The following is an 11,223-nucleotide window of genomic DNA, read 5'->3' on the forward strand; positions in this document are numbered from 1 at the left end:
GTCGCCGCCGGCTTCGTCCAGGGCCGGACCGCCTCTCGGCGGCCGGAGCATCGGCTCAAAGAGACCACCGATGCGGTATTTCGATGTGGAATTCGGGGGATGCTTGGGGCTTTCCTTCCTTCCAAGATCAGTTAACCGCGTGCCGGAAACCAGAACACCAGTAATCGGTACTCGATTAGTAGGGCGGTTTCCGGGCCCCGATACTCTGTTGTACTCAGTCCCTTGGAGGGGCACTACTTGGTCCGGGCAGGGACAGGGCGCGGGTTACTCCATTGATTGGTGGAAATTGGTGTAATACCGCACCCACGTGGTGTTTGCGGGCGTCCGGGGCTACTCAAATGGCCGCGCGTCAATTGCGGACAGCAGCCCCAAGGTCCTCGCGCCGGCGGATGCCCAGCTTGGCATAACTGCGGTACAGGTGGCCCTCCACGGTGCGGACGGAGACCATGAGCTTCTCTGCGATCTGCCGGTCAGTGAGTCCGGAAACGGCCAGCGCCACAATGTCCTGCTCCCGCCGGGTCAGGGGCACGGAACGGTCTACCTCGGTGTGGGGGTCGTGGAGCTGCGCGTCGCCCAGGCTGGCCTCGCTGACGTCGCGCAACACGGCCGCCTGCCGAGCCTCCGGCCGTTTGCCCTCTGCATCAAAGGCGATGGCGGCTTTATCGAAAGCCGTCGCCGCTGGCCCTGGCATGCCTCCGGCGGCCAGCAGGTTACCGGCGTTGACGAACGCATCGCCGGCGCCGTCCACTTGGGCGGTCGCCAGCATGTGCCAGCCGCCTGCCCATGCCCCAGCCATTGACGAGGCAGTTTCCTGGATGGCTGCCATGACCTGCACGTCCCCCAGCTCTGCCCTGAGGACCAGGTTCTGGAGCAGGACGCCCGGGAGTTGATGCAGATGCGTGGAATCAGGGAGGTTCCGCAGTTTCTCCAGCCCTGTTCCTTTCTTCAGATGCTCCTTGGCGGCCAGCGTGAAGATCTCAGCCAGGGCTTCAACATAGGCGCCACCGGCAGCCGGGACCACCACTGTATCCACGGACAGGCGTTGGGCCAGTTCGTTGTTTCCTGACCTGGCGGCAGCATAAAACGCCAGCGCGTTGCCCAGACGGCGCAACCTCTGCGGGTCCTTCACACGGAGGGCCTCCACCGCGGGAGTCAGCACAGCGGTGGCTTGTTCCAAACGTCCCTGCCGGAGCAAGGACAATCCTTTGAGCGCCTGGATATCGCCACCGAACGTTATCAGCCCCATGGCGGAGCTGGCGGCGTAGCGGTTCAGCGCGGTCTCGGCTGCCGCCCAGTCACCCGACTCCAGAGCGGCCAAGGCATAGCGGACCAGGATGAAGTCGGTGAAGTACAGGAGGTCGTCATGGTGTTCATCCAGCAACACCAGCGCTTCCCGGCCCATCTCCAATGCCTGCACCGCCTGGCCCTCCACCATCAGGAGCTCGCACTGCATGGCCAACAGGAAAAGCTGGTTCATGACGAAATCCGGCTCGTCCACGGCAAGACCGGCCTGGAACGTGGCAAGTCCCTCACGAAGCTCTCCATAGCGGCCGTCATGGGCCAGCGCCGCCAACTCCAAAGCTGCCGCATGCCGTCGGATCTGCTGGACCACAGGGTCCTGCGCGTTGCGGCCCGCCACCAGTGCGTCGGCGGCAGAGTGGGCGTCAGCCAGGATGTCACCCGAGCTGTCCCCCATTGCGGACCTTGCAGCTCCCCACAACAGTCCGGCGCCCAGGGGCCCGGAAGGATCCGCGTCCAGGAACCCGGCATCTTCCCCGAGCAGCTGCACGGCACTGCGGTAGTCACCGTCGTTGTATTTGACCATTGCCATCACGGCACGGGCACGGGGGCGCAGCGCTTCGGAGCGAACCTTGGCAGCGGCCTCCAGCGCGAGTGGATTCTGCAGGAGTTTTGCGGCGAGGAACGCCGCCCGCAGCAACTGTTCGTCGTCGACGTCGGCACCACAGTCCAGCGCCCAACTCACCATTCGGAGCAGACCCTCCGCCGTGGATGGCTCCGCGGGCAGGTGCTGCACCATACGCTGGCGGATCTGGAGGCTACGGGCCGGCGAAACGATGTGGCGAAGCGCCTCACCATACATCGGGTGCCACATTTTCAGCGGACTACCGGCGCCATTACTGGAAACCACGAGCCTGTTGTCCATCAGCGACCGCAGCGTATCCCTGCCCACAAGCGCGTCGAGTACAGCGGCGGGAACGGGTTCGGACAAGGCGATGATGTACATCGCCTCCCGTTCGGCCTCGCTGGTTCGCAGGACTTTGTTCCGAACCACTTCAGAGAGGCCCTCGCCGGTGCCGGATAGGGCCCTCGTGAGGAACCAGACGCCATTTCGACGCACCAGGTTTCCGTCAGCTTTTGAGTCTTCCAGGAGGCAACGGAGCAGCAGGGGGTTGCCCTCGGAAACAGAGTGCAAAACATCTGTGGTGCTTGCCATGACCGAGCCGCCCAAGGTTTTCCCGGCGAGCTCGGCCACTTCTTCCTTTTCCAGGGGATGGAGTTCGAAGCGCTCTGCCAGGCCGTCGTACCAGAGCTGGAGCAGGGCGGGAGGAAGTCCTGGCCGTGGCCTGCTGGTTGCCACGAGCCTCGCCCAGCCAGCCGTCACCAACTCGGCCAGAATCTGTGTGCTGGCCTCATCGAGGTCATGGGCGTCGTCTACAACCAGAAGGAGCCTTGCACCTTCGCTTCCGCGCCTTTTCTCGAACTGGGACCAAAACTCGCGGAGAATCGCCACCGGCGAGGTGGCCTGTTCCACAGGCAGGTCCAGGAGATAGGGCGCCAGGACACCGAACGGAACAGCGGACAGCGCGGGACTTCCGTGGATCCGCATCACCACCATTTCGCCGGCCAAGCGGGCGGCGATCTCTGCGGCCATGGCCGTTTTGCCGATGCCGGGATCGGCAAGGAGCAGGACGGCCCCCGCCCCCTCCTGCCTCAATATTTCAGTCGCGAGGTCCAACTCCGCGTCCCGGCCAACAAGGTGCTCAGCCTGCATGGGCACGCACCCGGTTGACGGAAACTACACTCCTCAACTCACAGGAGACCATTGAGCTCGCCTCGCGATGAGACGCCGAGCTTGGTAAACACTTGGTACAGGTGCCCCTCAACGGTCCGCACAGACACCCCAATATCCATAGCGATTTCACGATTGCTGACACCCTTTCCGGCCAGTTTGGCAATTTGCCGTTCACGCTCGGTCAACACCGGTGCGTCGCTTCGTGGTTGGATCGGCAACGCCGAGACCGATTGTTCCAGACGCTCAAGCCTAAGCTGTGCGGTCCGGGCAGCCGTGGTTTCACCGGCATTACGGGCAAAGTCCAAGGCCATGGCCACGCACCTGGCCTCCACCACCAACAAGTCCAGTGCAGCTGCGGCATCGGCGGCAGCCAGGAGAGAACGGGAACTCCGCTTCAGGGATCCGCGGGCAAGGTCGCGGGCGATCTCCGCCAAAGGGCCTTGACGGTTATTGGCAATTTCTTCCAGCAGTTTGTACTCGGAGTCCGTGCCCTCCACCGTGGCGCCGAAAAGGCAGATGCCGGCTGTTGTGAAGCGCTGCTTGGCGATGTCCTGATGGACCCTGGCCAGCAGTCGCTGTTTGACGTCCGGGTCCCCCATCCATCGCCCTGCCATTTCAGCGCAGAACTCGGCAACGGACTCGGAGAAATATGTTCCAACACCCCGGCAGGTGCGGTACAGGTCAAGGTACCGTCCGGCTTCGAGTGAATTCCCCAGCTGGGCATAGGCAAAGGCGGTAGCTGCGTAGGCAACCTTGACCATGTTCATGGCCGGGCGGAGCTCCAGCTGGGCGGCGGCGGAACGCAACGGTTCGATCGCGCAAGTGGGCTTCCCGGCGTAAGCGTAGGCAAGGCCAACGCCCAGTTCGGTGATTGCACCCCGGTACTGCAGGCGCGAAGGCGTGGAGGGCGTCCGCCGCATGAGCTCGATGCATTTCCGCCATTGACCGGACAGCAGCAGCACTCCGAAGGCATGCCGGGCGAAAGACTCCTCCAGCTGCGCCGGCCTGTCATTGTTCCCCAGCTGCCGGGACACAGTACGTGCCAGTTGCTGCGCCTCCAGTTCCCGGCCCATCACGCAGCGGGCTTCAATGAGGCAGAAAGCGGACTTGAGCCAGTGTTCCCGGTCCCCGGCCGGGTCCTTGGCCAGTTCCTCTTCCAGGACCTCGGCCACAGCTGCGTACTCGCCCATATACGTCTGGTATTCGTAGTTGCAAAGGAGGAGCCGGTTCCGGGCCCGAGTGATCATCTCTGGAGCGTATTTCTGCGGATTCGAAACCATGGACTCCAAGGTTTCACTTGCCGCCGCGATCACTCCGGGCACCATTGCCGAGCGGCCGTCAATCCATGTCATGGCCTGGCATTTGGCCGCTGTTACTTCTGCAAACTCCATTGGGTCCAAAGCTGTTAGGTGCCCCTCTGACACCTCGTCCAAAGCCTGGGCCGCGTGCAGGGGCAGATCCAACATGAGGTAGGCAGCTGACTTCAGGCGCTGCCCCGGCACCCATTCGGGGTCCTTCGGATCCAGGGAGAGTGTGCATTGGATGGCAAAGTTGGGATCGTAATCATCCAGGGCAGCCCGTCCTGCTGCCAGGGCATGCGCTGGCGACGGAGACGGTTCGTCCTCACAGGCATGCATCCACGCGGCGTAGCTCAGCAAATCCTGTGGAGCCAACCCGCCCAGCTCCGGCTCCTTGGGTCCAAGAAGCATCAGCCTCAGCTCGCGGCGGCGCCGGGTACTCAGCCAGCCCCGAACAACCTCACCCACGTAGGCATCGCGAAGGGAAACCCAGTGCTCGCCGTTCCGGTCAACGTTGAGCAGCCCGGATTCCTCCATCTCCACAAGTACTTCCGTGCCAAAGATCGCAGCCAAATCCACCAGTGTCGCGCGCTGCGCGCAGGCCAGGACCTCGACGACGGTCCGGTTGGTCTGGGGTTCGCGCGCCAACCTGGAACGGACAAAGTCCTCCACAACTGTGGCGCCTTCAAGCTTGATCCGGTCCCTGAGCGTCCACACCGAGTCGTTCAGGACGAGGTTGCCGGAATGGCGTTGCTCATCCAAGAGCGCGTGCAGGAGCATCGGATTCCCGCCGACGGCGGAGTGGAGTGAGCCAACCAGGGTCGAGGAGACGTAGTGGCCCAGCACGGAACCGAGAACCTGCTTCGTCTGTTCTTCGCTGAGCGTATTCAAATGGACTTCGCCCAGTTGATCCTCAAGTACCAGCCGATGAAAATCGGCGGGGAGATCGCTGGAGCGTTGAACAGTGGCTATCACTTTGGCCGTTCCAGTGGCCATCAGGTTCAGCAGCACGCCCGTGCTCATGGGGTCCATACCGCCCGCATTGTCCACGATGAAGACAGTCTGGCGGCCCGCGGCTTCTGCACGGATCAGGGAGGTAATCGCGTGGAGAATACCCGTGGGCGAACTGACGGCCTCGGACGGCAGCCTCGCCAGGAGGAATCCGAGGCACCCATACGGAGTCTGGCCATTGGCCACCGTGTTGCGCAATTGCAGGCTGTGGATTTTGGGGCCCAGCGAGGAAACGACTGCCCGGGCCAAGCCCGACTTGCCGATTCCCCGTTCGCCCGTGAGCACCACACCGTACGATTCCGGGGACTCAAGGTGCTTGGTGGCCCGGGACAGATCCTGGCTCCTGGCCAACAGCGACCATGTTTGCCGATCGGATGAACCGCCCACAAGGTCCGGAGCCGCAGCCCTCGCTGCGCCTCCACCGCCTCTGCTTAGCAACTCCGCCGACATTCGCATCCTTCGCTACAACATCCGCGACAGTCCCCCACCGCTTACCTGCGTACCATGCACACTACCTCCGGGCGCCGACAGTTTGGTAGGGCTAAGGGCGCCTCGAATCATCAGGCTTTCCTCAGGCTTTCCTCAAGATTTGCTCAAGTTCTTGCGGCATGATGCTTCTGCTGTGCCGCCAACAGCCCTTCATTCATGAGCAGTTCCACCGCATCGGCCGCCTCGTCCAGCAGAAACGGCAATTCCTTCTTCTCGGCGGTTGCAAAATCCCGGAGGACAAAGTCCGCGGTATCCATGCGTCCGGGAGGCCGGCCCACCCCCACCCGCACGCGCAGATAGTCCTTTGTTGCCAGCGCCTTGGAGATATCGCGGAGGCCGTTATGACCACCCTCGCCGCCACCAATCTTGAGCTTGACGGTGTTGAAGGGGATGTCGATCTCATCGTGGACAGCAATCACGTGATCCGGTGCAATGTCGAAGAATTTGCTCAAACCCGCCACAGGACCACCGGAAACGTTCATGTAGGTCATCGGCTTGGCCAGCACTACGCGGGGCCCGCCAATCCCCAGCCGACCCTCCACTACCTGAGCCCTGGTCTTGTGGGTCTTGAACTTGCCGCCCATCCGGGACGCCAGCTCGTCAAGCACCATCTGGCCCACATTGTGCCGGTTGTTGCTGTACTCGCTGCCGGGGTTGCCAAGGCCAACTATCAGCCAGGTGTCAGTCATGGTCTCATCCTAGGGAATCTGGTCAGGAAATCCGGTCAGCGAATCTGCTGGGCGAAATTGGAAGAAGAAAGTGGCCGGGACCCAAGGGGACCCGGCCACTCAAAAGGCGTTTGCCTATGCAGTCAAAGACTACTCAGCCGCTGCTGCGGTGGTTTCTTCTTCAGCTTCAGAAGCGGTCTCGGAGATACGGACCACCAGGGTGTCGCCTTCGGTGAGCAGGGTGGAACCCTTCGGCAGGACGAGGTCGGATGCGTGGATGTTCTCGCCAGCCTTGCGGCCTTCGATGTCAACCTCGACGGCGGTGGGCACGTGGGTTGCCTCAGCCTCAAGGGAAACCGTGGTGGCTTCGAGGCTGGCAACAGCACCCGGAACAACTTCACCGGAAACGTGGATGGCGATGTCGACGGTAACCTTCTCGCCGGCCTGGACGGTCTGGAGGTCAACGTGCTCGATGATCTGCTTTACCGGGTCGCGCTGGATGTCCTTGACGAGCGTCAGGTGCTGCTCGCCGTCGACGTCGATTGCCAGCAGGGCGTTGGAAACGCGGACAGCCAGCGTGGTGGCGCGGCCGGGCAGGTTGATGTGGATCGGCTCTGCGCCGTGGCCGTAGATGACAGCCGGGATCTGGCCGGCCATGCGTGCACGGCGGGCAAAACCCTTACCGAATTCGGTGCGCAGTTCTGCGGTGAGCTTCTGCTCAGACATGTGTACTCCTTGATTACTGTGGCGTCCGGGAAACTCCGGACAAGTCGATCAGCAAGGGCGGAGGTCTGTGGACCTTCTACGCCCGGCGACCGTTGCTGTCCAGCAGCAAGCCCGCCTGTGTCGAAGGAGATGCAGACCCAGTCGATAACGGAGACCCGCAATTCCGGTTCAAAACGCGCACCGGATGTGCTCTCCCTCGCCAAGGTATCCCCAAGAGTTTACCAGCGGATACCGTCATTACTGAAAACGGGCCATCCACACGCCCGGAGGCGGCGGATGACCCGTCATGTCAGTAGTCCGGCGTCAGGCTTTGCCGTCGAACAGGCTGGTGACCGAACCGTCGTCGAACACTTCACGAATGGCGCGTGCGATCAACGGTGCGATGGACAGCACCGTGAGCTGCGGGAAACGCTTCTCTGCCGGGATGGGCAGGGTGTTGGTGACAACCACTTCGCGTGCGCCGGAATCAGCGAGGCGCTGTGCTGCCGGGTCCGAGAAAACGGCGTGCGTGCAAGCGATGATGACATCCTTGGCACCGGCGTTCTTCAGGACCTGTACGGCGCCGGAGATGGTTCCACCAGTGTCGATCATGTCGTCGATAAGCACGCAGGTGCGGCCTTCAACCTGGCCAACAACGGTCTTGGAGACGGCCTGGTTGGGCACGGTGAGGTCGCGGCTCTTGTGAACGAACGCCAGCGGGGCACCGCCCAGGCGTTCCGCCCACTGCTCGGCGACACGGACGCGGCCGGTGTCCGGCGAAACAACGGTGATGTTGTCCGCCTCCACCTTGGTGCGGATGTAGTCGGCCAGCAGCGGGATCGCCATCAGGTGGTCAACGGGGCCATCGAAGAAGCCCTGGATCTGGGACGTGTGCAGGTCCACGGACATGATGCGGTCCGCACCGGCGGTCTTGTACAGGTCCGCTACCAGGCGGGCGGAAATGGGCTCGCGGCCGCGGCCCTTCTTGTCCTGGCGGGAGTACGGGTAGAACGGTGAAACAACCGTGATCCTCTTGGCAGAGGCGCGCTTGAGGGAGTCGATCATGATCAACTGCTCCATGAGCCAGTTGTTCAGCGGGGCCGGGTGCGCCTGGATGACGAACGCGTCCGTACCGCGGACGCTCTCAGCAGAACGGACGTAGATTTCCCCATTGGCGAAGTCATAGGCGTCGATGGGCAGGAGCTCGGTCTCCAGCTCCTTCGCGATTTCCTGCGCCAGCTCCGGATGTGCCCTTCCGGCGGCGAGAATCAATTTCTTCTCGCCGTGTGCGGTAATTTCGCTCATGCCTATTTGCCCTCTTCTGTGGTTGCTGGAGATTGTGAGGATGTGGAGGCGGGGGTCAGCAAGGACTCCTGCGCGGCCTGGGCCAGCTTCGCTGAGGTGGTGCCCGGGCGGTTGGCCAGTACCCAGCCTTCGGCGTTCCGCTGCGGGGCCAAGCTAACGGCGAGGGCTCCAGGCGGGACATCCTTGCGGATCACGGCACCGGCGCCGCTGTAAGCGCCATCACCCACGGTCACGGGAGCTACAAAGACGGTGTTTGAACCAGTCCGCACGCCCGAGCCGATCACCGTGCGGTGCTTCTTCTCGCCGTCGTAATTGGCCGTGATGTTGCCACAGCCGATGTTGGTGTCCTCGCCGATTTCAGCGTCACCTGCGTACCCGAGGTGGGACAGCTTGGAACCGCGGCCGATGGTCACGTTCTTGGTTTCGTAGAAGGCACCGATCTTGCCGGTCTCTCCCAGTACCGTGCCGGGACGGAGGTAGGTGAACGGTCCAACGCTTGCCCCAGCTCCGATGGTGGAACCCGAGCCGTGAGTGCGGATCACCTTGGCGCCTTCGCCAATGTTGACGTCGGTCAGCGTTGTATCGGGACCCACGACGGCGTCCCTCGCCACAGTGGTGGAACCGTGCAGTTGCGTATTGGGCAGCAAGCGGACGTCTTCATCGAGCCTGACCGTGGAGTCGATCCAGGTGGTGGACGGATCCACCACCGTCACACCCGCCCGCATCCAGGACTCGACGATGCGGCGATTTAGCTCGGCGCCGAGCGCGGAAAGCTGGATGCGGTCGTTGGCGCCCTCAACCTGCCAGCGGTCCTGGGTGACGACGGCGGCAACCCGGCCACCGGCGTCGCGCGCCAGCCCGAGGACATCGGTGAGGTACATCTCGCCCTGCGCGTTGTCAGTGGTGACCTGGGTCAGCGCGTTCCGCAGCACAGCGGCGTCGAAGGCGTAAATGCCGGAGTTGACCTCAAGGATGGTGTGCTCGGCTTCGCTTGCATCCTTGTGCTCGCGGATGCCGGTGACCGTGCCGTCTTCGGCACGCAGGATGCGGCCATAGCCCGAGGCGTCGTCCAAGACCGCAGTGAGCACCGTTACGGCGTTGCTCTGGGCTTCATGCGTTGCCACGAGTTCGCCCAGCAATTCGCCGGTCAGCAGGGGCACGTCCCCGTAGGTGACAACCACAGTACCGGTGAGCTCGGCTTCGGCGTCGAGGGCCTTGAGGGCAACCTCCACAGCGCGTCCCGTGCCGGGGATCTCGTCCTGGTCAACGATCACGGCTTCCGGATCCAGCGCGGAGACGTGTTCTGCCACGCGATCGCGCTCGTGCCGGACTACAAGGGCGAGTTTCAGGGGGTTGATGGAACGGGCGGCGAGGAGGGCGTGGCCCACCATGGAGAGGCCGCCGATTTCGTGGAGAATCTTGGGAGTCCGCGACTTCATTCGCGTTCCGGCACCTGCAGCCAAGACGATGACTGCTGCGGGACCGGTGGTTTCGGGGCTCACGTACTGGCTCTCCTTGCTCGGTTTTGTCCCGGGTAACCCGGCTTCGGAATGCTGCCATTCCAACTATGGACCCAGGCACCGTTCGAGCTGTTCCAGGTACAGAGTGGAGCGCATTTTCCGACCGTTCCGCCCATAGGATTCGAACCTATACTCCACGGCTCCAAAGGCCGGGGTGCTGCCATTACACCAGAGCGGACCGTGCATGCTTGCACCCCCAGGCGGCAGGGCCTGACGGTTTCCCGGATCACCGGGATGCACACACAAGAATCTAGTTTGCCATGACCTTTGCGTGGTTCGCGACTTGACCCGCTGTGATGGGTCTCCGGATGCCCTGTTACGGCCCTTCCCGATCAGCCGCGCAGCGGGTTAGGGCATGATGGACACGTGAGCAAGCGCACTGAACTTCCCCGGCCCGCAGCCGCCCTCGAGCCCTTGGGAGACCGCCCCATACGGTTGAGGATGACGGGACAACAGCGGCGCTCCCAGCTCATCGGCATTGGCCGGGCACTCTTCGCAGCCAAGGGCCTGGACGGCACCACAATTGAAGAAATTGCCGCCAGCGCGGGCGTCTCCAAGCCGGTGATCTACGAGCATTTTGGGTCCAAGGAAGGCCTCTACCGTCAAGTTGTCGAAACCGAATTCCGGATACTCCTGGACTCCATCACCGAGGCACTGAGCACCGAGGCCAAACCCCGCGTCCTAGTGGAGCGCGCTGCACTGGCACTCCTTGGTTACATCGAAGAGCGCACCGACGGCTTCCGGATCCTCATGCGCGATGCACCGCCCTCCCAGCCCGAGGGCGCCTTCTCCACGCTGCTCTCCCACGTCACCGCGCGTGTGGAACACCTGCTCTCGGATGAATTCGCCCGCCGCGGATTCAGCGCTGCAGATGGCGCCATGTACGCTCAGATGCTCGTCGGAATGGTCGCGATGACAGGCCAATGGTGGCTGGACAGTCGTGAGCCGGACAAACGCGCCGTAGCCGCTCACTTGGTGAACCTGGCCTGGAACGGACTGACCGGGCTGCAGAAGGAACCCGAGCTCCGCTCCGACGGCTGACCCCATCCCTCGTTACCTTTTTCGTAGCCCGTTTCCTGGTGCAGGATGTGGGTGTGCTGGCCTGCTGCCCCGGCATGATTGCGTTCCTCTGTCGATCCGATGATCTTGAGAGTGTTGTCACCGGGGTTGGTAGGTGCCGGGAGACCGCTGAT

The 11,223-nt window shown here is 62.9% G+C and carries 7 protein-coding genes and 1 tRNA gene; 1 reads left to right on the forward strand and 7 read right to left on the reverse strand.

Going from position 1 to position 11,223, the window contains the following annotated elements; genetic code table 11:
- Window positions 1-349 precede the first annotated feature (349 nt).
- From AC1DD7_RS03260 to AC1DD7_RS03290, 7 genes are all read right to left on the reverse strand, one after another.
- Window positions 350-3,013, reverse strand: coding sequence for an AAA family ATPase (locus AC1DD7_RS03260; protein ID WP_477513774.1), 2,664 nt, complete (start codon window positions 3,011-3,013; stop codon window positions 350-352).
- 38 nt (window positions 3,014-3,051) lie between these two features.
- The gene (locus AC1DD7_RS03265; RefSeq protein ID WP_477513775.1) at window positions 3,052-5,793 is read right to left on the reverse strand and encodes a helix-turn-helix transcriptional regulator; all 2,742 of its coding nucleotides are present in this window, start codon (window positions 5,791-5,793) and stop codon (window positions 3,052-3,054) included.
- A gap of 143 nt (window positions 5,794-5,936) precedes the next feature.
- Window positions 5,937-6,521: an aminoacyl-tRNA hydrolase gene (pth, locus tag AC1DD7_RS03270; protein WP_477513776.1), complete on the reverse strand. Its 585-nt coding sequence runs from the start codon at window positions 6,519-6,521 to the stop codon at window positions 5,937-5,939.
- Between the two features lie 129 nt (window positions 6,522-6,650).
- Entirely contained in the window at window positions 6,651-7,226 is a 576-nt protein-coding gene (locus AC1DD7_RS03275) for a 50S ribosomal protein L25/general stress protein Ctc (protein WP_431119133.1), read from the reverse strand.
- 303 nt (window positions 7,227-7,529) lie between these two features.
- Window positions 7,530-8,510, reverse strand: coding sequence for a ribose-phosphate diphosphokinase (locus AC1DD7_RS03280; RefSeq protein WP_159697849.1), 981 nt, complete (start codon window positions 8,508-8,510; stop codon window positions 7,530-7,532).
- Window positions 8,511-8,512: 2 nt separating this feature from the next.
- On the reverse strand, window positions 8,513-10,012 hold the full coding sequence (glmU, locus tag AC1DD7_RS03285; RefSeq protein WP_477513777.1) for a bifunctional UDP-N-acetylglucosamine diphosphorylase/glucosamine-1-phosphate N-acetyltransferase GlmU: 1,500 nt from the start codon (window positions 10,010-10,012) through the stop codon (window positions 8,513-8,515).
- 124 nt (window positions 10,013-10,136) lie between these two features.
- Window positions 10,137-10,208, reverse strand: a tRNA-Gln gene (locus tag AC1DD7_RS03290).
- A gap of 263 nt (window positions 10,209-10,471) precedes the next feature.
- Here AC1DD7_RS03290 and AC1DD7_RS03295 point away from each other — a divergent pair.
- Entirely contained in the window at window positions 10,472-11,071 is a 600-nt protein-coding gene (locus AC1DD7_RS03295; RefSeq protein ID WP_477513786.1) for a TetR/AcrR family transcriptional regulator, read from the forward strand.
- Window positions 11,072-11,223: the final 152 nt, after the last annotated feature.

Source organism: Paenarthrobacter sp. 10L412, assembly GCF_056395565.1.

What these genes read in the sequence shown, in the direction of transcription:
- AC1DD7_RS03260 (WP_477513774.1), bottom strand. Translation starts at nt 3,013, where the DNA reads ATGCAGGCTGAGCACCTTGTTGGCCGGGACGCGGAGTTGGACCTCGCG.
- AC1DD7_RS03265 (WP_477513775.1), bottom strand. Translation starts at nt 5,793, where the DNA reads ATGTCGGCGGAGTTGCTAAGCAGAGGCGGTGGAGGCGCAGCGAGGGCT.
- pth (WP_477513776.1), bottom strand. Translation starts at nt 6,521, where the DNA reads ATGACTGACACCTGGCTGATAGTTGGCCTTGGCAACCCCGGCAGCGAG.
- AC1DD7_RS03275 (WP_431119133.1), bottom strand. Translation starts at nt 7,226, where the DNA reads ATGTCTGAGCAGAAGCTCACCGCAGAACTGCGCACCGAATTCGGTAAG.
- AC1DD7_RS03280 (WP_159697849.1), bottom strand. Translation starts at nt 8,510, where the DNA reads ATGAGCGAAATTACCGCACACGGCGAGAAGAAATTGATTCTCGCCGCC.
- AC1DD7_RS03295 (WP_477513786.1), top strand. Translation starts at nt 10,472, where the DNA reads ATGACGGGACAACAGCGGCGCTCCCAGCTCATCGGCATTGGCCGGGCA.